The 21,663-nt window shown below is 54.5% G+C and carries 26 protein-coding genes and 1 pseudogene; 15 read left to right on the forward strand and 12 right to left on the reverse strand.

Annotation, left to right across the window (positions count from 1 at the left end; genetic code table 11):
* Positions 1-3 precede the first annotated feature (3 nt).
* Entirely contained in the window at positions 4-303 is a 300-nt protein-coding gene (locus tag AC2CGQ_RS00970) for a hypothetical protein (protein WP_414104817.1), read from the forward strand.
* A 42-nt stretch (positions 304-345) separates the two neighbouring features.
* Here AC2CGQ_RS00970 and AC2CGQ_RS00975 read toward each other — a convergent pair whose 3' ends face one another.
* The 5 genes from AC2CGQ_RS00975 to AC2CGQ_RS00995 form a co-directional block, all read right to left on the reverse strand.
* Positions 346-864, reverse strand: coding sequence for a hypothetical protein (locus AC2CGQ_RS00975; RefSeq protein ID WP_484593417.1), 519 nt, complete (start codon positions 862-864; stop codon positions 346-348).
* A gap of 4 nt (positions 865-868) precedes the next feature.
* A complete protein-coding gene (locus AC2CGQ_RS00980) occupies positions 869-1,315 on the reverse strand; it encodes a hypothetical protein (RefSeq protein WP_484593418.1) in 447 nt (148 codons plus the stop codon).
* 53 nt (positions 1,316-1,368) lie between these two features.
* On the reverse strand, positions 1,369-1,818 hold the full coding sequence (locus tag AC2CGQ_RS00985) for a hypothetical protein (protein ID WP_484593419.1): 450 nt from the start codon (positions 1,816-1,818) through the stop codon (positions 1,369-1,371).
* An 18-nt stretch (positions 1,819-1,836) separates the two neighbouring features.
* A complete protein-coding gene (locus tag AC2CGQ_RS00990; protein ID WP_175606869.1) occupies positions 1,837-2,010 on the reverse strand; it encodes a hypothetical protein in 174 nt (57 codons plus the stop codon).
* Positions 2,011-2,188: 178 nt separating this feature from the next.
* Positions 2,189-2,890 carry a Rha family transcriptional regulator gene (locus tag AC2CGQ_RS00995; RefSeq protein ID WP_484593420.1) on the reverse strand — a complete coding sequence of 234 codons (702 nt, stop codon included), beginning with the start codon at positions 2,888-2,890 and terminating at the stop codon, positions 2,189-2,191.
* A gap of 394 nt (positions 2,891-3,284) precedes the next feature.
* Between AC2CGQ_RS00995 and AC2CGQ_RS01000 the strand changes: the two genes are divergently transcribed.
* Positions 3,285-3,812, forward strand: coding sequence for a hypothetical protein (locus AC2CGQ_RS01000; protein ID WP_484593421.1), 528 nt, complete (start codon positions 3,285-3,287; stop codon positions 3,810-3,812).
* 21 nt (positions 3,813-3,833) lie between these two features.
* On the opposite strand, the gene AC2CGQ_RS01005 is transcribed toward AC2CGQ_RS01000, so the two are convergent.
* Positions 3,834-4,082, reverse strand: a complete 249-nt coding sequence (locus tag AC2CGQ_RS01005) for a hypothetical protein (protein WP_147838760.1) — start codon at positions 4,080-4,082, stop codon at positions 3,834-3,836.
* Positions 4,083-4,270: 188 nt separating this feature from the next.
* Between AC2CGQ_RS01005 and AC2CGQ_RS01010 the strand changes: the two genes are divergently transcribed.
* The 7 genes and pseudogenes from AC2CGQ_RS01010 to AC2CGQ_RS01040 form a co-directional block, all read left to right on the forward strand.
* On the forward strand, positions 4,271-6,511 hold the full coding sequence (locus AC2CGQ_RS01010) for a hypothetical protein (protein WP_484593422.1): 2,241 nt from the start codon (positions 4,271-4,273) through the stop codon (positions 6,509-6,511).
* An 11-nt stretch (positions 6,512-6,522) separates the two neighbouring features.
* The gene (locus AC2CGQ_RS01015) at positions 6,523-6,744 is read left to right on the forward strand and encodes a hypothetical protein (protein WP_049234926.1); all 222 of its coding nucleotides are present in this window, start codon (positions 6,523-6,525) and stop codon (positions 6,742-6,744) included.
* Positions 6,745-6,769: 25 nt separating this feature from the next.
* Positions 6,770-7,003 carry a class II holin family protein gene (locus AC2CGQ_RS01020; RefSeq protein WP_033632348.1) on the forward strand — a complete coding sequence of 78 codons (234 nt, stop codon included), beginning with the start codon at positions 6,770-6,772 and terminating at the stop codon, positions 7,001-7,003.
* The gene (locus tag AC2CGQ_RS01025; protein WP_484593423.1) at positions 6,987-7,502 is read left to right on the forward strand and encodes a lysozyme; all 516 of its coding nucleotides are present in this window, start codon (positions 6,987-6,989) and stop codon (positions 7,500-7,502) included. Before AC2CGQ_RS01020 ends, AC2CGQ_RS01025 begins: the two co-directional genes overlap by 17 nt.
* The gene (locus AC2CGQ_RS01030; RefSeq protein ID WP_197667149.1) at positions 7,487-7,861 is read left to right on the forward strand and encodes a hypothetical protein; all 375 of its coding nucleotides are present in this window, start codon (positions 7,487-7,489) and stop codon (positions 7,859-7,861) included. Before AC2CGQ_RS01025 ends, AC2CGQ_RS01030 begins: the two co-directional genes overlap by 16 nt.
* Entirely contained in the window at positions 7,858-8,118 is a 261-nt protein-coding gene (locus AC2CGQ_RS01035; protein ID WP_033632351.1) for a hypothetical protein, read from the forward strand. Before AC2CGQ_RS01030 ends, AC2CGQ_RS01035 begins: the two co-directional genes overlap by 4 nt.
* A gap of 323 nt (positions 8,119-8,441) precedes the next feature.
* Positions 8,442-8,573: pseudogene (locus tag AC2CGQ_RS01040) on the forward strand (type II toxin-antitoxin system Phd/YefM family antitoxin); the annotation flags it as partial.
* Positions 8,574-8,735: 162 nt separating this feature from the next.
* On the opposite strand, the gene AC2CGQ_RS01045 reads toward AC2CGQ_RS01040, so the two are convergent.
* Positions 8,736-10,517 (reverse strand): hybrid sensor histidine kinase/response regulator, encoded by a 1,782-nt coding sequence (locus tag AC2CGQ_RS01045; protein WP_075684620.1) that lies wholly within the window; start codon positions 10,515-10,517, stop codon positions 8,736-8,738.
* Positions 10,514-11,146 carry a response regulator transcription factor gene (locus tag AC2CGQ_RS01050; RefSeq protein WP_015378765.1) on the reverse strand — a complete coding sequence of 211 codons (633 nt, stop codon included), beginning with the start codon at positions 11,144-11,146 and terminating at the stop codon, positions 10,514-10,516. Before AC2CGQ_RS01050 ends, AC2CGQ_RS01045 begins: the two co-directional genes overlap by 4 nt.
* Positions 11,147-11,321: 175 nt before the next feature.
* Here AC2CGQ_RS01050 and AC2CGQ_RS01055 point away from each other — a divergent pair, with 175 nt between their 5' ends.
* Both AC2CGQ_RS01055 and AC2CGQ_RS01060 read left to right on the forward strand, forming a co-directional pair.
* Complete coding sequence (locus AC2CGQ_RS01055) at positions 11,322-11,636, forward strand: lipoprotein (RefSeq protein WP_004941478.1); 315 nt, start codon at positions 11,322-11,324, stop codon at positions 11,634-11,636.
* A gap of 194 nt (positions 11,637-11,830) precedes the next feature.
* Entirely contained in the window at positions 11,831-14,908 is a 3,078-nt protein-coding gene (locus AC2CGQ_RS01060) for an autotransporter outer membrane beta-barrel domain-containing protein (RefSeq protein WP_484593424.1), read from the forward strand.
* Positions 14,909-15,046: 138 nt separating this feature from the next.
* Here AC2CGQ_RS01060 and rluF read toward each other — a convergent pair whose 3' ends face one another.
* On the reverse strand, positions 15,047-15,916 hold the full coding sequence (gene rluF, locus AC2CGQ_RS01065; RefSeq protein WP_021504493.1) for a 23S rRNA pseudouridine(2604) synthase RluF: 870 nt from the start codon (positions 15,914-15,916) through the stop codon (positions 15,047-15,049).
* A 274-nt stretch (positions 15,917-16,190) separates the two neighbouring features.
* On the opposite strand from rluF, the gene AC2CGQ_RS01070 reads away from it, so the two are divergent.
* From AC2CGQ_RS01070 to AC2CGQ_RS01080, 3 genes are read left to right on the forward strand one after another with little or no spacing between them, the layout of a single operon-like run.
* Entirely contained in the window at positions 16,191-16,724 is a 534-nt protein-coding gene (locus tag AC2CGQ_RS01070; RefSeq protein ID WP_277496979.1) for a type IV secretion protein Rhs, read from the forward strand.
* 8 nt (positions 16,725-16,732) lie between these two features.
* Positions 16,733-17,113, forward strand: coding sequence for a putative T6SS immunity periplasmic lipoprotein (locus tag AC2CGQ_RS01075; RefSeq protein ID WP_351005675.1), 381 nt, complete (start codon positions 16,733-16,735; stop codon positions 17,111-17,113).
* 55 nt (positions 17,114-17,168) lie between these two features.
* On the forward strand, positions 17,169-17,429 hold the full coding sequence (locus tag AC2CGQ_RS01080; protein WP_048325223.1) for a DUF1158 family protein: 261 nt from the start codon (positions 17,169-17,171) through the stop codon (positions 17,427-17,429).
* 6 nt (positions 17,430-17,435) lie between these two features.
* On the opposite strand, the gene AC2CGQ_RS01085 is transcribed toward AC2CGQ_RS01080, so the two are convergent.
* Positions 17,436-17,885: a winged helix-turn-helix transcriptional regulator gene (locus tag AC2CGQ_RS01085; RefSeq protein WP_072627200.1), complete on the reverse strand. Its 450-nt coding sequence runs from the start codon at positions 17,883-17,885 to the stop codon at positions 17,436-17,438.
* A gap of 95 nt (positions 17,886-17,980) precedes the next feature.
* On the opposite strand from AC2CGQ_RS01085, the gene AC2CGQ_RS01090 reads away from it, so the two are divergent.
* Positions 17,981-19,204 (forward strand): MFS transporter, encoded by a 1,224-nt coding sequence (locus tag AC2CGQ_RS01090; RefSeq protein WP_438807842.1) that lies wholly within the window; start codon positions 17,981-17,983, stop codon positions 19,202-19,204.
* On the opposite strand, the gene AC2CGQ_RS01095 is transcribed toward AC2CGQ_RS01090, so the two are convergent.
* Entirely contained in the window at positions 19,201-19,626 is a 426-nt protein-coding gene (locus AC2CGQ_RS01095; RefSeq protein ID WP_099981708.1) for a GNAT family N-acetyltransferase, read from the reverse strand. The two genes, AC2CGQ_RS01090 and AC2CGQ_RS01095, sit on opposite strands and share 4 nt — an antisense overlap.
* 70 nt (positions 19,627-19,696) lie before the next feature.
* Positions 19,697-21,661: an FUSC family protein gene (locus AC2CGQ_RS01100; RefSeq protein ID WP_075684614.1), complete on the reverse strand. Its 1,965-nt coding sequence runs from the start codon at positions 21,659-21,661 to the stop codon at positions 19,697-19,699.
* Between the last annotated feature and the right edge of the window lie 2 nt (positions 21,662-21,663).

Raw genomic sequence — 21,663 nt, forward strand, 5'->3', positions numbered from 1 at the left:
CATATGGATATAGAACAAGCAAAATTATTTAACTCGGAATTAAATCGAGTGGAAACGTCAGCAAGAAATGGAAGGTCAATAACAGTTTTAGTTGCCGTTGGGCTTGTCGCTTACATGGTTTTTGTTGGTTTTTTTATTGATTTTGAAACTGTTTTCATAATCTTAGCTTTGCTAGGTTGTGGGGTGAATTGGATTTTAAATGCAAGAAAAGCAGCTAAGTACAAAGAAAGTTTGAACTCATACTGCTGGTCAAAATTCGGTAAGAGCTATGACGATGCCAAGTATAATGAGCTGTCTGAATAACTAACCCACCAAGCCCCGCTAGGGGGCTTGTTAAATGGGAAATTAAAATATTTTTATTTCTCTAACTGATTTTTTTAATATTTTTATTGATTCCGCCAGCTTATCATAAGCATTGGATGCGTTGTCGTAAAATTTAATATCATTTAATAACGGGTTGTCAGGAGTGTCTTTATCTTTATTTTTCTCTTCAAAATGCCTTCTGGCAAGGGATACATATCTTCCTTCGAATTCAGCTGCCAGTTTTTTCACTGTAGATATATCAATTGAATTAAAATAAATATTGATAATTATTTCAATCTTTCCGTTTGATTCTTCTTTAAGGGCACCCGCCTTATCATACAGAGACCTTTCTCTGTGCAAAGGAGATAGAGTGGCATTTAGATATAATAGCATGGAGTGATGAAAATCAATGCATGCTCTATATAGCTCTTCTTTTTTAATGGCTAGAATTTTTTTATTCTCTAGATCCCTGTTTTGTTTTGAAGTCCATAATGCAACCCCACACGATACCAATGCCGCAATTGTAGCAGCAATCAACGCCCCGAGAAGTGTGCTGTCCATCTTATCACCATTTTAAAGAAAGTATTTTTTCATGTAACTTGTTCATATAGCGCAATACTTCATTGTATCTTTTTTCTTCTGGCGATCTGCCTTCGCATATGTCTTTTATCAAGCGATGGGTATATGTTGATGCGTCCTGAAGAACAATCCCATCCAGCGATGGGAAATACAGAGTTGACAGGGTTTTAATTTTCAATAAGTTGTTTTTTAAAGTCTCTCTTACACCATTAGCAATGGAGGTTACTTTCGTCTCGTCATGGCAGGCTTGATATAAATCATAAGCGATAGATAAAGAGTCAAGATAAAATGTAAATAACTCTTCCTTTTTTTGTTTTAAATGCTTTTCATTTTCTAATTTTCTATTTGATTTTACCGTCCATATAACAGTTCCGCATGCAACAACGACAGATACCGATGCAGGAATAACTAATTCTAATAATGAGGCGGCCATTTATTCATCCTGAAATAATTCAATAGGCAACAAAAAAAGCCCGCAACGCGGGCTTATTCATCATCATCTTCTTCTGAGAAGAATGGATTATCTTTGTGTCTTGAAAGCTTGAATGGTAGATGATCCCTTGAATAACCAACTATACTAATCTGGTCTTCAGATATTTTCGCATAATGGATGCACTCTTTTGAGTGTTCACCACCAGGGTTAAATTTCAGATCATATGTAAAACCCCTGAATGTAAACTTCTTCCAAGCTGGGCCGCAGTGATAATGCCAGTAGTTTTCTTCTCTGTAACCTTCGGTACCAGGAATGAAGTTATGATCATCATCAACCCATGAAGGTTTGTTCTTGCCTCTTAATGGGTTTCCTTGGGCAATATCTTCCATGAATTTCTGAATTACTCTGATTTCATCATCAGTAAGGTGTGGACCGTCTACTGCAAAATCAGTGTTGCTGTTTCCGTGCTTGAACCCTTCAGCGATTTTTGCCTTGAACTTCAATGCTACCCCTTAAGGTTGTTACCTCTTTGAGCGAAAGGCAGCCTTAAAGTCGTCAAACGACGTACCAGGACGGTATGCCATATCGCCAGCAGAATCTTTATTGGCACGACCAAGGATAACGCTGCCGATTTCATCCCAGCATTTAATCGCATCTTCTTGATTTCTCGTAGCTCTTGCTTTGAGAGTAGCCATGGTAAACCTCTTGTATAGTTACATCTTTTCAAAATCGCATTACCAAAAAGGTAATCGAATACTACTACTGTATAGCCTGAGCGATAAATATGCAACGCGAATTCATACCTTGAGGTATCTGACACAACAACGGGAAAGCGAGCGTTTGAGCGCCGGCAGAGCACCGGCGCGGCGTGGTTCACATCTTCCCGATCGCGTGGTCGATGTAGCGGGCGTGGGTCTGGATGTCACCCAGCGCGCGGCGCATACCGCCGACGTAACCGCGGATAATGTTCAGCTCCCGATCGGCTGCCGACACATCGAAACCATCGGCGCGCAGCCATTCCAGCAGAGTGAGCAGGGTGCTGCTGTCATCTTTGCTCAGGAAGTCGCGGATGATTGTCGCTTCGTGCTTCCGGTTCGCCGGCAGGCTGTAGTTCGGCCGCTTGCCCGCGGGGATGAACTCGCCTTCATGGATGATCTGCTGCAGCTTGTCGACCAGGGCAGACAGGTTAGCGGTGCCGGTCAGATCGCCAAGCGTGTTGTGGCCATAGTGCTGGCTGGCTAACTCGCTCTCCATCCGGTCGAACTCCGCGATATACGCTTCCTTGAACTGCGCCGCCTTCTTGCCGGTGAAGCCCATCACCAGGAAGACGAAGCCGTTCTTGGTCATGTTGAATGCTTGCACTTCACGGTTGCCGCCACGCGGCTGTGAGACGGATATTGATGTCTCCTCAAAATTGAGGGCGCGAAAATTACCTGAGCATTCCAGGTTATCGATGCTGCGCAAAACGTTGTCGTGGCGTTTGCCGAAGAATGAGGATACGCCCATGGAGGTAGTAACTGGTTTACCGTGGATAACAGAAATTTCAGGGGCAGAGGTTGGAAGTGTGATGGTCATAGCGATTACTCCGTTTAGTAGTGTAATCACCGCCGGCAACGCCAATTGCCTGGTGGTGAGCTGAACAAGGTTGGCGTACCGGCCTAAACGGATACCGGCGCATCTTTCGATGCCCCTGCCCAGCCCACCATTGAAGGGTGTAGCCGTGCCGCACAAACAAAAAAACACGCTGTGCGCGTGTCATGTGCGCCGTTTAGTAGGTTTCGGGACGCCAATCCCGGCATCAGATTTTGCTGATGCGCTATCACTATGGCGCAGTTTAGCGAAGATGTAAATGTACCATTAAGGTAACTAGTTATCAATAATGCCATCGTGTCATTACCTGTTTGGTTATTTTTTAATTTGTAAGGATGATATATCATTAATCTAGTTAATGTATTTTTGGTATTAAAACATGGATAAAGAGAGCTTTCAGGCTGGCATTTCTGCCATGCAAGATTTTTTAATTATTGCATCTGTAATATTCACTGCGATTGTACTTCTTGGCGTGCGTAAGAGTTCGTCAAGATACTCTGTGATTTTTTCTGGGGTTATGCTTATTGCCAATTCACTTTGTCTTTTTTATTTGATTAACTCATTTAATGATACTGTTGTTGAGGCTAAAACAATCCAGCTAGATGAAGGGTTTGTCAAAACTTTCTCATTAAAAGGTGCAGCGTTTTTATATATATTCCCATTCATATCGACGGCAATTGGAACGAACCTGATTTCAGATGCAATTACTAAGGACCTTGTCTACAGTGACAGGACGTTGCTTGGTGATGCGTTTTCTTTGTTAAAGTCTATTGTTCGTTGCGTTTTCTTTGTATTACAACTTGCTTTTTTTGTTTTTTCTATGGCTCTGGTATATTTGATAATAACGCCCGCAAAAAGAATATATAGATTATTGATTGGATTGGTAAAGAGGAATGATGATATTTAAAAGCCCCCTTAAGGGGCTTTTTTACAAGCACAACTGGTGAGTAATAAATTGCGAATGTGTTTTGATTTGTTCCTTCATTTTTTCATTTTGTGTGACATAGTTCACTAGGGCATTCAGTTCCAGCATAGCACCGCCGATCTCTGAACCGTCATCATCGAGTTCCTTCAGCAGCGTTTCCAGTAGTGAAGCCTTAGCTAATCCCGCGATCCCTTCGCGCGTATTAACGCTTTTCTCCAGCATCCTGCTGGCCGGGTAGCTGTACTTCTTCATTGCTTAATGCACCTCGCTCAGCCTGTAACTACTGTATAAATAACCATATATAAAAATGATTAGTTTAGCAATATGCGTAACTTGAATTACCATTAAGGTAACAAAATTAAATATAACACATAATTAAATTCATGTATGGATTGGTAGGCGCTAGAATGCTCTTTATGTGAGCAAATGGGATTAGAGAGATGACCGTATCAACAGAGGTAAGCCGAGAGGAATACACCGGCAACGGGGTGACGACAGATTTTGACTATCGCTTCCGTGTGTTTTCTGCGGATGAGCTTGTTGTTACTGTCGCGGACACAACAGAAAACATCCGCACACTGGTGCTAAATACCGATTACACGGTTGCCGGCGCCGGCAGTCGTAACGGAGGCAAGGTAAAGCTTGTCAGTGCGCTGGCCAGCAACTGGCAGATCAGCATCGAGCGAGAGCTTCCTGTCACCCAAGAAGCTGACGTTCGCAACCAGGGCAACTTCTTCCCTGAAGTGCATGAGGATGCATGGGATAAGCTGACCATGCTGATCCAGCAGGCACTTAGTAAATTTGGATTGGCGCTCAGGAAGCCTAACTGGCTGGCAAAATATTACGACGCGAAAGGGAATCGCATTGCAAACATGGCCGATCCTATTGGCCAGCAGGATGCTGCCACAAAGGGTTATGTTGATGCGGTTGGCGATGGGTATTTTAAGCGCACGCTACGGGTTCCTGAAAATTACGTTCGTGTTATCCCTGCAATCGGCAGCCGCAGGCGCCAGCTCCTGGCGTTTGATGACTTCGGAAACCCTATTACCGTGCTGCCTGAATCCGGTTCAGCATCAGACGTTCTGATTGTGCTGGCTGGTGCAGATGGCGCTGACCGCATTGGCATGGGGCAGAGCACCGTGCGCGATGTAATCGGCTACGTGACCCCTGAAATGTTTGGCGTGCCTGATGACGGGGACTGGACTCCACAGATTACCGCCGCCGTGGCGACAATGCGCGAAGTCCATTTGATGGCCGGAAAGGAGTATCGCTGCGACGGTACGATCTACATGCCTTCGAACAACATGCAGCGCCTGAAATTCGTTTTCAACGGCGCAACTATTTTCGCAAATCACATGCAGCCGGTATTCCGATCGCCGGCGCCGCTCGAGTCGCCAGCAATTTCGTATTACCACATTGTCGGCCCGGGGAAAATTCGCAGCATTGGCAGCGTGGACACTGTATATGAGCAGGGGAAAAACTTCGTTGGATTCCCTGCCGGCGATCACAGCAGCATTTACAACATTGAGATGACGGATATCTCATGCGACGGCACCCAGTTCTGGGGGTACGCAGGGCACGGTGGAGATCTGTTCTTTGACAACGTCCGCGATAACCCTGTGGCGACGTATGGCCTGTACAACCAAATCGGGCGAGTGAACATTGGCCACTCTGGCGGTGACACATTGCTGATGAAGGGGAACTATAACAGCGTCGAATGGTGCCATGCTAAAAAGGCGGGTTTGCCTGGGAGCAACCCAGAGCCAGGATACATCTGCGGTGGGTGCGTCATATTCGGTGCGCCGGTTGACGGTGACCCACTCGGCAGCAATAACCGGGTTGGATACTACAAGGCAGATCAGTGGTCTTCGTTGGGTGTCGGCTTCTCTGGGGATAACTGCAGCGTTGGTGAGATCGAGCTGGGCGAGAGTATTTTTGAAGACGATAGCCCGCTGGTGCAGGGAAACAAGCCGTATGTCGCCATATACAACGGCAATGGAAATCACATTGGTCGAATCACATCAAAAAAATCCGCCTACGGTGTTCTGTTTATCCGTGGAGAGCGCCACACGTTAGATTATGCAGAGCTAAACAACTGTCACAAAGAGCAGTTGAGTTTAAACATTAATACCGTTGGCTCAACGGTTGGCGATTTTGTTGTGAACAACTCACTTCACGTCGGCATGTATATCGAGCCTGGTGCCGGCTGCTCTATCAACAGGATTATTTTCAATAACGCCAATATCCCACTTGGGAATACAGCGTGCCAGATTCGAAATGCTAATGCGTCAATCGGCGAGATCCGCATAAATGGTTCAGGCTCTAGCTCAGGATCGGGGGTTTTTGTTGAACAGCGCGCAAAAAGCGCCATTCGATTTATAACCTGTAACAACATCAACGGAATGGCTGTTTGGGTTCGCCCTGGCGGCCGTGCTCCGTCTTCTGCTCATTTATCAAATCTGTCCACTGCGACCCGGCCCGTCATGCAGATTTCTTCAAACCAGTCTGCATGCTCCAACTACTACATATTGAATAACTCGTCGACTGGGCAGCCGACTGTTTACGCTGAACCATCTTCAGGCGGTGCAATATCAACGTGGGTGGGCTGTGAGGGGGCGATTCCGCTGGCACAAGGCGGGGCGACGCTAAACGCTGTAACGACATCTAATCGTTTTTATTAACAGGATTAATCATGACTGAATATTCAGATATTAGCGCGACTGACAACCGTGATTGGATTTCGTTTTCTGACAAACTCCCCACTGTTGAAAATGGGAAGCCAGAAAAAATTTATGTGAAATACAAAATGCTGATCGCATATGAAGAAACCCCAACAGCCACGGTGGAGTGGGCGCTCAGCGATGAAGGTAGAGAGCAGTTATCTCACTGGGCTTACATTACCGACGGTAATTAATTTACCGCGAAAGCGGGGTGGAGCCATGAAAATGGATAAAATCACGACAGGTATTTCTTATGGCGCCTCCGGTGGTGGCGCTGCATTCTGGTTTACCAAGCTGCTTGATGGATACTCGCCTGAGCAATGGGCCGCGATTGGAGTTTTGGGCGGATTGTTTTTCGCATTTCTTACCTGGCTAATGAACCTGTATTTCAAGATTCGCGAGGATCGCCGCCGCGAACGCATGGGGAGGATTGCCGATGAGCAAGCTGAATAAAACCGGTGCCGCCGGTGCCGTCTGTTCTGTAGCGGTAATCATCGGCCTGGTGCTGTCGAGTGGCGAAGTGAAGACCAGCCACGCTGGGCTTGAGCTGATCGGCAATGCAGAGGGCTGCCGCCGAGACCCGTACAAATGTCCCGCTGATGTGTGGACGGATGGCATCGGCAACACGCACAGCGTTAAACAAGGCGTGCGCAAGACAGAGCAGCAGATCGCCGAGGACTGGCAAAAGAACATCCTTGTGGCTGAGCGGTGTGTTACTCGCTACGCCGCCGGTGACAAGCTGCGGCAGGGTGCATTCGATGCGGCGGTGAGCATCACGTTTAATGCTGGTTGCGCGACGATGCAGAAATCGACGATGTTCCGGCTGTTCCGCCAGGGGGAAACTGTGGCCGCCTGCGATCAGTTCCCGCGCTGGGTATACGCCGGCGGCGTAAAGCTCAACGGCCTGGTAATCCGCCGTGACAAGGAGCGCACGTTATGTCTGGCAAAATAACATCTGCGGTGGTGATCCTGCTGGCGCTGGCAGCCATTGCCGGCGCTGGCGCCTGGCTGGCAGCTCGACACTACCAGCCAACGATTGACCGGCTCAACGATGCGCTGACGCAATGCCGCGATACCGGCAGGCAGCAGGCGGCGACGATCGACAGCCAGAACGCTGGCATAACGGCACTGCAGCGTGAACAAGCCGAGAGAGAGGCCAAGGCCAAGGCTGATCAGGAAAAAGCCCGCGAGCAGGCCCGTGGCGATTATGAAAAGGCCAATGCGGTGATGGCAGAGCGAACCACTGGCGAGGTGTGTGCAGCGGCGTCTGCTGCGTTTGACGCAGAGCTGCGCCGGGAACGTGCACAATGAAGAGTCTGTTCATGGTTTCCGCCCTGGCATTGGCCGGCTGCTCGAACGTGCCGCCGGCGCCGTCATATGTTGAAGTAAAAGTCCCGATCGCCGTGCCGTGCAAAACGGCAGACGTTGCGCGCCCGGCGTTCGCTGTTGACCAGTTGCCTATCGGTGCTACTATCGACGTCCAGATGCGAGCGCTGCGTGCTGAGCGACACCAGAGGATAGGCTACGAAAGAGAGCTGGTAGCTGCCAATGAGGCGTGCAAAAACTGAGCTGGTTTTTCTGGTGACGGTATTAAAGTCGGTATGAAGATTTAAATACCATTACATCAATCAATAAAATCAATAGCTTATTGTTGTTGTAAATAATTGAGTGGGAGTGATTTAACACTTCCTGCAGCCTGTTAGTAACCAGGCCTTAGTGACTAAAGCCCTCTGTTTTTACAGAGGGTTTTTCTTTATATGGCCATATCTTTTCCGCCTGGTTCCAGTCATGGGTAAAGCAGATTATTGTTTGTGGTCTAAATATGGCCTATGTTCGGACCTTGGTATGATTGGTAGCACCAGGGGGCATAATGAAAGTAGAGACCATCAACTACGTTATAGAATCCTATGAGCAGCAGGAGCGAGAGAACGCCATTGCTCTGCTGAAATTGCTGACGCTGTCAGAGAAGGATAAAGCGGAAGGGCGCGTATTCTCGAAGGAACCGCTGTTGGATGGGCTTTAAGCACTACAGTGCTCAGCATTAAGGGATTGCAATGGAACAGCGGGTGGCCTTGGAGTACACGCGTACCGTAAGGCGCTGTATTGACTCCATTGTCACATCGGCCGGATATCCAGCAGCTGCTGTTTAAGCGTTTAATCATGGCCTGATAGCCCTCAATATGCGCTAGCCGGCCCCCCACTGCGTCAGCAGCGCATGCAGCCTGGCCGGCTCCAGCGGCTTGCGCAGCACCAGATAGCCTTCCTGCTCGGCCTCTTGCAATATTTGCGAATTGAACTCGCCGCTGACCATCGCGCCGCTCACGTCCGGCAGGCGTTCGAACAGCGCCTGCAGGATGTCGAAGCCGCTCTCGCCGGAACGCAGGCGCTGGTCGCACAGCACGGCGAACGGCGTGAAGCCGCCGTCGACAATGGCGAAGGCTTCCTCGGCGGAGGCCGCGCAGCGCACGGTGATGCCCCAGGTGCTCATCAGGCTCTCCCAGGCGGAGGTCACCAAGGGATCGTCGTCCACCACCAGGCAGGCGCCGCGCAGCGGTGCATAGCGGGTAGGCGTGGCGGTGTTGTCGTAGGCGGCGGCGGTTTCCGGCGCTTTATCTTCGCCGATGTATTGCGTGAAGCGCATCCAGAAGCGTGAGCCTTTGCCTTCGACGGAGTGCATGCCGTACTTCACCTTCATCAGCTTGGCGCAGCGCGCCACCACCGCCAGCCCCAGCCCGTGGCCGGCGCTGTCGATTTTCCACGCCAGCTCGGGGCGGTAGTAAGGGGAGAAGATTTTGCTTTTCTCTTCGTCGGCGATGCCCACGCCGGTGTCCCACACTTCCACCAGGCACTCGGCGCCGCGCGGGCGGATGGCGATCAGCACGCCCCCCCGTTGCGTGTAGCGCAGGGCGTTCTGGATCAGGTTGATCAGCGATTGCCGCACCAGCAGCGGATCGCCCATCACGCTGATACGCCGTCTGGGGCGCCAGGTGCGCAGCGCCAGGGCGCGGCTGTTGGCCTCTTCGCGGAACAGGGTGACCACCGAGTCGAGCAGGGCGCCGATATCCACATGGGTGGCGGCGGTGCGCACGTTGCCGGATTCGATCTTGCTGAGATCGAGCAGCGAATTGAACATCAAATGCACCGAACGCACGCTCTGCTGCAGATCCAGCAGCTGCGGCGTCAGGCTGTCGTCGCGGTTTTTGTGGATGATGGCCTCGATCAGAAAACCCATGGCGTGCACCGGCTGACGCAGATCGTGGCTGGCGGTGGTCAGGAATTGGTTCTTATCCAGCAGCGCCTGTTCCGCCTCTTCTTTGGCCTGACGGAACTGCTCCGCCAGGCGCGAGCTTTGTTCTTCGAGCAGCGCCTGCTGAATAAAGAACGCATGCGAGGTTAACGCGTGGCGGTAAATGGCGAAGCCGTACAGCAAGTTCAGCATCAGCACGATGAACATCACGTCTTCCAGCCGCCAGATGATGCCGAGGTTCAGCAGCCCCCAGGAGGCGAAGAAAAAGCGGGTAAAGGTGCTGATGACCGGCGTCAGGTGCGTTGCGTTGGCGGCGACGATCGCGGCGATGCTGATATTGAGCAGCAGAAAAAAGTCAAAGTTATGGGTCTGCGGCGTAATTAAATAGAGTGATGAGATCCCCAGCCCGTGAATAAACGCCACCTTATTAATGCGCGGCAGCCAGCGGCGCAGCACGGTGTCTTCATCATTTTCTTTGGCCTCATGCAGGTAGCGACGGTGCCATATTCGGATCGCCACGGCGCATAGCAGGTAAACCATGATCCAGGCAATGGTTGGGCCGAGTTCATCACCCAGCAAATAAATCCAGATGGCGAAAGGGATGCCGACGAAAGGCACGGCGGTAAAGCTGAACACCAGCCGCATGAAGGTGTTGTCCAGCAGGCGGATCTGCGCGCGTGGGGAGATGCCATCATTTTGTAAATGCTGGAAAAACCTCATGACGACGGATCCCGTTTGCCGTGCAACAGCGTGATGGCTTCCACCCGGCTGTTGACGCCGATCTTTTTCAATATATTGCTGATATGTTCTTTGACGGTGGGTTCGGAAATAGACAGTTGCGTCGCAATTCTTTTATTTGGCAGGCCGCGCAGCATCATAGTTAATACGTCGATTTGCCTCGGCGTTAAATTGAACTTATTTAAGTGCTCATGATGGCTTTTAATGCAGGTTTCATTACCGTCAGGGAACCAATCCTGATTATTATTCAACGCAAAAACCGCCCTGGCGAATAATTCAGGTGGTTCGTTTTTTAATACAAATCCATGCCCGCCGGCAGTGTGCACTTTCTGCCAGATATCGTTATTCTCGTCGCCGCTGACCACCAAGATCCGCACCTGAGGGTAAAGTTGCTTTACTTCTTTGAGTAATTTCAACGCTGTACCGGAAGAAAGCCAAAAATCGATCACCAGTAAACGCGGTGGGCCATTTTCCCTAATATGGCGGTAGCAATTTTCTTCATTGGTCACCACATGCGCCTGTTTGAATCGGCAATGCGTGCTGAGAAAATTGGCGATGCCGCTTGCTACCAATGGATGGTCATCAACGACCAACGCATAATCCTGCCCCAAAGGATTCTCCTTTCGCCTTCAAATATCAGATAGGTCTGATGAATTATTATCAACCCTCCCTACTTTAGGAGGGTTTTTTCGTTTAGGAAAGGGAAATATATTATTCGAGGATTTGGATAAGAGAAAACATAAAGCCAATTGGTAATTTTAACTGATTGGTTATAAAGGATAATTTATGAAGAAACCACTTATCGCTTTAACCGTTACGATGATGCTAGCCGGTTGTTCCACCCTGAAAACCGATCAGGCCATTCCATTACTGCAGGCGGAAACCGCCAAAATGCTGGGGCTGGGATCGTCGGACGAAATTACCGTGACCAACGTCAATGGCGCACAGCCGGATGCGCTGGGCGGCCAAAAACTTTCATATCGCGCCACCACGGAAAAAGGCCGCATTTTCGATTGCTCGTCGCTGATGATGCCGGGAATTTTAGGTTCCTCGCCGTCGCTGAGCGCGCCGACCTGTACACCGGTGGTCACGCATAAATAATTCGCTTTGGGGGCGGTATTACCGCTTCCTGGTTTTTCATCGTCGGAGCGTCAGCGCCGGGGGGCAATAAGCTTTTGCTTCGACGATCACTAAACCGGCGTGCGCGAAATAACGCCTCACTTCTCCTCTAGTGTATTGAGTTCCCTATAACAATAAATTTCGCGACATCACGCTAACGAGTACGGAGATAGCCCGTGAATGACAAAACATCGCACCCTTTAGCGGTTAGAACACCGCTTTCCAAACTTTACCTCGCTCTATTTTCCGCGCCGTTGTTGATGCTGGCGCCCGCCGATCTCGCTCGCGCAGACGATGCCATTTTTGACGGCGACTCAAAAATTACCGAATCATTGGCCTACACCGGGGACGTTTACGTCGGCCGTAATCAAAGCGGCAACCTGCTGATCGAGAATGGCAAGATCAGCGCCTATAACATCAATATCGGCCGGATGTTCAACGGCCAAATTCACGACAGCGTGGTCACGGTTCGCGGGCCGAACGCCGAGCTGAACGCGGTGAACGATCAGTTCGTGCTGCGCGGCGGCCTGAATCTGGGGCGGGGCACCCTGCGGGTTGAAGACGGCGCGCTGGCCAGCGCGAAAGAGATCGTGGTCGGCACCACCCGTGGCTACGACAGCCACCTGATCGCCACCGGCGCCGGTTCTCGCGTCACCAGCAATTTTCTCAGTGTCGGCACCGATTTAGGGGCACGATCCACGCTGGCGATCGAAGACGGCGCGGTGCTGAACACCGCCTTTGACGCGCGCATCGGCAATGGCAGCGGACCGGGTGAGACTGATACGCTGAGCCCGAAAGCCACGGTCACCGGGGCCAATTCCCAGTGGAACGTCGGCCGCGCGCTCACGCTCTACGGCGATCTGGACGTGCTGAACGGCGCTGCGGTCAACGTCGGCAACATCCAGGTGGCGGGTGTCTCGGGCGCGCGTAAAACCGCTGAGCTGGTGGTCGCCGGCAACGGCTCGCGCTTTACCAGCGGCAGCAGCGTCAACGTCGGCGATTACGGCAACGGCGTGTTGGCGGTCATGGACGGCGGGACATTCTCCGCCGGCGGCAACGAAGTGGTGCTGGGCGAGACCGGTTCCGGCTCGAACCGCGGCGCGCTGATTATCGGCAGCCGCGGCAATATGGACACCGGCACCGGGTTGACCGAGCCGACGCTCGGCGCGGCGGGCGCTGCTGGAGCCATCGATGCCCAGACGGCGATCGCCCTGCGGGGCGGATTGTTCCGCAGCTATGTGTACTTTAACCATACCGACGGCAATTACGTTTTCAGCAACAAGATGAGCGGCGAAGGCGAGGTGATCAACAGCGCCGGGCACACGACGCTGAACGGCGATCTCTCTGAGTTGCAGGCGAACGTCACCGCGCGCGGCGGCAAGCTCATCATCGCCAGCGACATCAATACCCAGAAAGAAGACGACATCTTCGAGATCCAAACCCTCGGCGCCGAGAACGGCGGCACGCTGATCCTGAACGCGACGGCGGGTTCCGACGTCAATAACGGGCAGGGTTACAGCAGCGCCGCCTCGATCAAGGCCGGCGGCACGCTGGGCGGCAACGGCACGCTGGGCCAGACCGAGATCCAGTCCGGCGGTCATATCTCGCCCGGCGACGGCAATATCGGCACATTGACGCTGAAACGCTACCTGAACTTTATCGGCGAATCCTTCTACGACGTTGATATCGCCGGCGACGGCCGCAGCGACCAGCTGCTGGTGGCGGGCAAAACCACCATCAGCGATCGGGCCAAAGTGCAGGTGACGGCGCTGGATCCGCAAACCAGCTATAAAACCGGCCAAAGCTACCGCATTCTGACCTCGGACGGCGGCATTGACGGCCAGTTCGCGTCGGCGGTCTCCAAGTCTGCCTTCCTCGATGTGGCGCTGAACCACAGCGCCAACGCCGTGGATCTGACCATCGCGCAGAAAGATACGGGCGGTGAAAATCCGGGTGGTGAGAATCCAGGAGGCGAGAATCCGGGCGGGGAAAACCCGGGCGGTGAGAATCCTGGGGGCGAGAACCCGGGCGGAGAAAACCCGGGCGGTGAGAATCCTGGGGGCGAGAACCCGGGCGGAGAAAACCCAGGCGGGGAAAATCCGGGGGGCGAGAATCCAGGCAGCGGCAAGCCGGGCATTTTCCAAACGGTGGCCGAGAGCGGCAACCAGTGGAATACCGCTGGCGCGCTCTCGACGCTGACGCAGAGCGGACCTTCGCTGGCGCTGTACAACTCGCTGCTGCTGCTGAGCGCGCCGGAAGCGCGCGAGGCGTTCAATCAGCTATCCGGCGAAGTCTATCCGTCGATGCAGTCTAACCTGATCGCCGGCAGCACCCAGCTGTTCAATGTGCTGAACCAGCGCATGCTGCGCCTGTTCGACAACGACAGTCTGCCGGTACCGCCGTTGGCGATGTCGCTGGTGCAACCGGCGCCGGCGCAAAACAGCGGCGTCTGGGGGCAGACCTTCAGTTCCTGGGGCCGAAACAGCGGCAACGGCAACGTGGGCAAGCTGGATGGCAACACCACCGGCTTCCTGTTGGGGGCGGATCGCAAACTGGCGGACCATAACGTGCGCATCGGCGGCTACTTCGGTTACAGCCGCGGCGACTATGATGTCGACAGCCGCCGCTCCAAAGCCGATACCGACAACTACCACCTTGGCCTGTATGCGGCCGGGCAGCAGGATGCGTTCTCGCTGCGCGGCGCGTTGGGTTACACCTGGCACAAGATTGAAGGCAAGCGCAACGTCGATTTCAGCGGCTTCTCGGATCGGCTGAAGTCGGATTACGACGCCAACTCGCTGCTGGCGTTCACCGAAGCGGGTTACCGTTTCGGCCAGCCGGAGATGAACGTCGAACCGTTCATCAACCTGAGCTACATCCGACTGCATACCGACAGCTTCCAGGAGTCGGGTGGCGCGGCAGCGCTGAGCGTGCGCAATGAAACGATGAACACCTTCTACTCCACGCTCGGGGTGCGCGGCGTGACCGAACTGCCGAAGAACGTCAGCCTTTACGGCTCGCTCGGCTGGCAACATGCCTACGGCGATAAGAACACCTCATCGCGCATGGCGTTTGCCGGCAGCGACGCGTTCGTCACGCAGGGCCAGGCCGTGGATGACAACGTGATGGTGGGCGATATCGGCGTGAGCGTGAAGCTGTCGCGCGCTGCGACGCTGGATGTCGGCTATCAGGGGCAATTCGGCGCCGATACCCGCGTTAATTCGGTCAACGCCAACCTGCGCTGGTCGTTCTGATTTTCCCTCTAGACTTCTCTGGTACCGACGGGCCCGCATGATGCGGGCCTTTTTTATGGTGAGAACTCAGTGGCGGCCTGTGGCTGACTTTCACGATAAAAAAGCCCGCGCAACGGCGGGCTGAACGGGGGAAGGCGTTTAACGCCCTTTTTTCTTGCGCCCCGGCTGGGTAAAGCGCTTGCGGCCGGCCGGCGCAGCGGCTTTGTCGGCGCTTTTCGGCCCGCCGGCGCTCGGCTTTTTCGCCGCAGCGGATTTGGCCGGGGCCTTCTTCGCCGGCTTGGCCTCGGACGAGGAGCCTTCAATCAGCTTGAACAGTTCAATCAGCTCGTCATCGGTCAGATCGCGCCACTCGCCCAGCGGCAACCCTTTCAGGCTGACGTTCATGATGCGCGTGCGTTCCAGCTTGGTGACCTCATAGCCGAAGTGTTCGCACATGCGGCGGATCTGGCGATTCAGCCCCTGCACCAGCGTGATGCGGAACACGAACGGCGCCTCTTTCTTCACCTTGCACTTTTTGGTCACGGTGCCCAGCATCGGCACGCCGGCGCCCATGCCGCGAATAAACTCGTCGGTCACCGGTTTGTTGACCGTCACCAGATACTCTTTCTCGTGATTGTTGCCGGCGCGCAGGATCTTGTTGACCAGGTCACCGTGGTTGGTCAGAAAGATCAGCCCCTGCGAATCCTTGTCCAGGCGGCCGATCGGGAAGATGCGTTTGCTGTGGTTGACGAAGTCGGCGATGTTGTCGCGCTCGCCGTCTTCGGTGGTGGTGACGATGCCGACCGGTTTGTTCAGCGCGATCAGCACCAGATCTTCTTCATTGCGCGGTTCGATCAGCTGACCGTTAACCTTCACGACATCGCCGGCAAATACCTGGGCGCCAACGGTGGCGCGTTTACCGTTGATGAAAACGTTGCCCTGTTCGATGTATCGATCGGCGTCGCGGCGTGAGCAGATGCCGCTCTCGCTAATGTATTTGTTCAGACGAATGGATGAGTTAGTCAGCATGGGTTCTCCGTAAAACGCGGACTATACATTACCCGGATGACGCTGCGAAGCGAATCATGCAGGGGGAGCTGGATAAGGGTATCCTGACCGCGGCTACTACAAAGGTATTTGCAATATGTTTTTTTCGTTTAATTAATTATAGAAAATCGATGAGGGTTTTTCTGCAAATTATTCAAGTTATAAATGGATTGTGCCAAATTAAACCATTTAAGCGTTCATGTATAGATTCATTTTAGAAAAGCATTAGGATATTGATAAATTCAAGGAGGGATAAATGAACGCATTAGTCGAGGAAGGGACGTTACGACGTATGACCATGGGGGAAATTAAATTGGCTCGCCATATATATGGAAGCTCAATTATATATGGTCGTGTATGGATACACTGTGATAGCTATTTCCCGTTTGGCTTACAAAACAGAAGTTATGCCATGGCACCTAATGGCGAGTTATGGTTACGGAGGGAACTCTATAAAGACGATTTTTCTGATAACACGGTTCTGATAGAAGAAAAACATCTTTTCATCCATGAGTTGGGGCATGTATGGCAGCATCAGCATGGACAATGGGTAAGAATGCGTGGGTTGTTTAGTTGGGCGGCTGAGTACAACTATCGTCTTGATAAGAATAAAATTACTGATTACTCGCTGGAGCAACAAGCTTCGATTTTTGCTGATTACTGGCTGCTGTTGGTTTATGGTATTGAAACGTGGCGTTATTATCAACGTCCTGGACGAGTAGGTAAGTACAGGGGAACCGATAGTTTGCGTGACATTCATGCACTTTATCAAAAAATTATTAAGGGATGAGAGGGAGCATGAAAAAATATGTGGTTCTATTCACGGCCTGCTTCCTGGTCGGCTGTCCGGGGCCTGGCGATAAGCTGACTCCGCGCTTCCCCGCTGTCGTCACAGCCAAAGATAACCATGTCTGCATTCTTTCTTCTATGAAGGCGGGGGATAATATCCGCTTCGTTCAGATTTATAGCGAATCAGGCGATAAGCTCATTAAAGTTATCGATAATGACGTTTTCTTCATTGAGCCGGGGAGGTGCATGCCGGTATTCGACTATGCTTTTCGGCCAGGGAAGCGCTATTCCGTCGCCTACGATATACAGACACCCGAAGGTTCGCATTTGATTACCGCCGCATTCATGGTTGTCTCCGACGAACGGGGCAACCTGAGGGTTAACCATTAACGCATGTTCTTAGGTTCAGTTTGTTGGACTTCGTTAGGTTGTAGAATGAAAGGCTATGAAAAAATTTGCCCTGTTGCTCGCTAACGTATTGGCTGTTGTTGGGCTGGCTGTGCTGACAATAAAGCTTTTTCCTGTACCTAGGCTAAACCAGAATCAAACCGCTTGGCTGATTGACGCCAGTGGTTTTTTCCATTTTAACGATACGGAATGGTTTGGTGCGCTCGTTTTTGGCGCGGTTTATCTGCTGGCCGGGTGTCTGGAATGGCTCTTTATCCGCCAGGTTTTTCAGCGGGTGAGCTGCGGGCTCCGCCACTAACTCTCATCACCGTTCCCCCACCTTCACCACTCGGGTATTCAGCGGGGTGAGCGTCTGCCCGGCGCTGCCGGTCGGCGTCAGGCGCGGCACGGGGCGGCCGCTGTCGCTTTCCACCAGCGTCGAATGCGCCTCTCCCTCGGCGAACAAATGATCCTCTCCCCACTGGCGCAGGCCGACGATCACCGGAAACAGCGCGCGGCCTTTCTCGGTCAGCACATATTCCTGATAGGCGCTGCCGTCCGCGGCGGGCACGATCTCCAGCACGCCGTGCGTCACCAGGGCGCGCAGCCGGGTGGCAAGAATGTTCTTCGCCATCCCCAGTCCTTTTTGAAACTCGCTGAAACGGGTGACGCCGTCGAAGGCGTCGCGCACGATCAGCAGCGACCACCAGTCGCCAATCACATCCAGCGTGCGCGCCACCGGGCAGGGCGCGTCTTCCAGGCTTTTACGTTTCACGGCGTTTATCTCCAGCGACATATTCTGGTTGCATTATAAAACCTCCGCATCTAAAGTTCATTGGGTTTAATTATGAAACCAGATTGAGGTGTGCGATGAGCGACAAACTGCTGGATCCTCCCTGTGCGGCGCTGGGGCGTCTGCCGGCCGCCCTGGTGCTGCTGTTGGCCGGTGCCAGCGCCTTTAGCGTGGCCAACGTTTACTATGCGCAGCCGCTGCTGGACGCCATCGCCCGCGATTTTTCCATCAGCCTGGCGGCGGTCGGCATGGTGATCACCGTGACTCAGTTGGGCTGCGCGCTGGCGTTGCTGTTGGTGGTGCCGCTGGGGGATCGGTTGAACCGGCATCGATTGCTGGCGGGGCAACAGCTGGGGCTGATCGGCGCGCTGCTATTGGTGGGCTGGGCGCACAGCGCGCCCTGGCTGCTGGCGGGGATGTTGCTGGTGGGGCTACTGGGCACCGCCATGACGCAGGGGCTGATCGCATTCGCCGCGGCCCTGGCGGCGCCGCAGGAGCGCGGGCGGGTGGTCGGCGCGGCGCAGGGCGGGGTGGTGCTGGGGCTGTTGCTGGCGCGCACTCTCTCCGGCGCGCTGGCGGACGTCGGCGGCTGGCGCACGGTGTACTTCTTCTCAGCCGGAGTGACGCTGGTATTGCTGCCGATCCTGTCGCGCCTGCTGCCTGCGCCGCGCACCGCACCCAGCACGCTGAGTTATCTCGCGCTGCTGCGTTCAATGCTGAGCCTGTTGCGGCGTGACCGCACGCTGCAAATTCGCGGCATGTTGGCGCTGCTGATGTTCGGCGCTTTCAGCCTCTTTTGGAGTTCGCTGGTGTTGCCGCTGAGCCGGCCGCCGTTCAACTTCACCCATGCCGCGGTGGGAGCGTTCGGCCTGGTCGGCGCGGTGGGCGCGCTGGCGGCGGTGCGCGCCGGGCATCTGGCGGATCGCGGGCTGGGGCAGGTGGCCAGCGGCGCGTGTCTGCTGCTGTTGACGCTGGCCTGGCTACCGCTCGGTTTGCTCGGCAGCGGCCTGGTTTGGCTGGTGGCGGGCATTGTGCTGCTGGATCTGGCGGGCCAGGCGATCCACGTGCTGAACCAGAGCATGATCTTCAGCGCCCACCCGCAGTCGCACAGTCGCCTGGTGGGCTGCTACATGCTGTTTTACGCCGTCGGCAGCGGGCTGGGCGCCTTTGCCGGCACCCATATGTACGCCTGGGCGGGCTGGAGCGGCGTCTGCTGGCTGGGGGCGGGCGTCAGCCTGAGCGCACTGCTGTTTTGGCGGCTGACGCTGCGCGGCATGCCGGATGCCGCGGGTAAGAGCTAGCGTGCCGGTGAGTGCATCAGGTAATAATCTTCTTCGCCGTCGTTGCCGGTGGAGATGATGCGCCAACCGTGTTTGCGGTAGAACGTCAACGCCTTTTCATTCTTCACCAGGCATTTCAGCGAGCCGGTGGCGGTGAAGGTGGCTTGCGCCGCTTGCAGCAGCGCACTGCCGACGCCGCGCGGCGGCTGATGGGGCTCGACATACAGGTTATGAATGAAGTTGTCTTCGCGGTAGATGGAGACGAATCCCAGCAGCACGCCGCCGTCTTCCGCCACCCAAATCGCTTCGCCCAGCGTCGCGCGGTCGAAATCTTCCAACTGATAGTTCGAGGTATCGCGCCAACCGAACGCCGCCTTGCGCGACGCCAGGTACAGCGTGCGCAGGAAGGGGCGATCGGCCTCTTGGTAAGGTCTTATTTGCATGGCATCTCCCGGTGGTTTTTGCTCACTATAGCGCATGGCGCCGGGCGTGCATGGCCGCAAACGGAAAATGCTAGGCGTCGCCCCAGGCGGGCAGGCGATTGACCCCGTCGCTCAGCTCCTGAGCCAGGTGGCGCACGGTGTCGGCGTGCAGGGCGGCCAACGGTGGATGAAAGTCGGGCGCCCGCAACGCTTGCGGCGCACGGGAAAGCTGCGCCGCATACTCGGCGAGAACGCGCCCGCCCTGACGTTGCACCTCGAACAGCGCCTGGCGTTCCTGCGCGGACAGCGCCGCGCCACTGCCTGCCAGATAGGTGTTGAGCTTTTCGCTGGTCAGCAACAGGCTGCGCGTCTGGTTAAAGATCAGTTGGATATGCCGGGTGAAGCTTTCATGGTTATCGTCCGCCAGCTGCCAGGTGGGCTCCAGCGTCACCCGGGCCACTACCGCTTCGCAGCCCTCGATCTTTTGCCAGATGCCGATGGCGTTTGTGTTCTCGCCGCCGAGGAAGCGCGACAGTTCCCGCAGCACGTTGGCAACCTGCTGCCGCAGTGACTCCCCTTCGTATTCCGGCCACAGCGTGGCGTGAATGAAGGTGGCGAACCCTACCCCCAGCACGATGCCGATCAGGCGATCGCGGATCTCGGTCAGCCCGGTGACCGGGCCGAAGCTTTCCAGCAGCGCCAGGGAAAAGGTGAACAGGATCTGTACCCCGGCATAGCTTATTTTCTCGGAGCCGGCGGCGATCCAGGCGGAGAGGGCGATCACCGGCAGCGTCAGCAGCAGCAAGCCGACGAGGCTGTCGAGGTGAGGCATGATCCACACCACCGAGATCAGCGCCAGCAGGCTGCCGATCGCCGCGCCGCCGAGACGCAGCCGCGCCCGCCGCTGTGTGGCGCCGAGGCTGGGCTGCGCCACGATCAGGCAGCTCAGCATGATGGTATGAATGCCGGACCAATCGACGGCGGTATAAAACACGTAGGCGACCAGTACGGTCAGCAGCGTTTTCAACGAAAACTGGATGTAAACCGGGTTGGTCAGGGCGTCGGGGGTAAAGAAGGGCACTTTCGGCGGCGGTGCGGCCTGCAGGGCGTCGGCGTAGTCGCTGCGGTTGGCGTAGACCTGCAGGAGGCTGGCCATTTCATTGAGCGGCGCCGGCACCTGCGGATCGTCGCTGCCGGCGATCGCGACGGAAAATCGCAGTGCGCTTTCGTGGCTTATCGCGGTTTGCAGTGCGCGGCAGGCGGCATCTATCTCTTGCGCCAATTGACGCGCGGCCGCGCCGAAAGCCGGCGGCAGCTGGTAGGCCAGGATATTGAGCTGCAACACCAGGGTGATCAGCGCCAGATAACCGGGCTCGTTGGCGCGGCAGCGATCGCTGCGCATCACCGAAAAGCGCAGCAGCTTATGCAGCTCGGTGGCGTGCTGGGAGATGGCGCTCAGATCGCGCGTCTCGCCGCCGTTGGTCAACATAGCGCGGGTTTCGTCCAACACCGCGTTCATCCGACCCTTTAGCTGTTTCAGCGGTTCGGCCGGCAGCAGCAGGGTATTAACGATCAGGGTGAGCAGGATGGCGTAGTTGATCGCCACCCATACCCACAGCACCAGTCGTATCACCACTTCCGCCTGCGGAGTGAGATCGACAAAGCTTTGCGTGTAGATCACCACCAGCGCCATCAGGAAGAACAGCACCCCAACCTTGGTCACCCGCATCAGGAACACGCTGAGGAAAAACAGCGCGCTGGAGAGCAAGATGCGCAGCATCGGGTAGTCGTAGGTGAACTTCAGCACCAGGATAGCGGCGCCGATCGCCAGCGTGGAGCTGACGAAAAACAGGATACCGATCGCGCGGGTGATCACGATATTGGACTGCGTGATAAAGAAGACAGCGATCAGCGACAGCGCCAGCCACGGTACCTGCAGCGTCTGCGAGATCACGATGGCGATCGCGCTGGAGAGCAGGGCGCGGATCACCAGGTTTATGCGGCTGTCCGAAGGGCGCAGCTCGTCGATCAACTGGGACAGCCAGCCGCGAGACATCG

The sequence above is a fragment of the Serratia sp. DFXYC6 genome, from assembly GCF_057196085.1.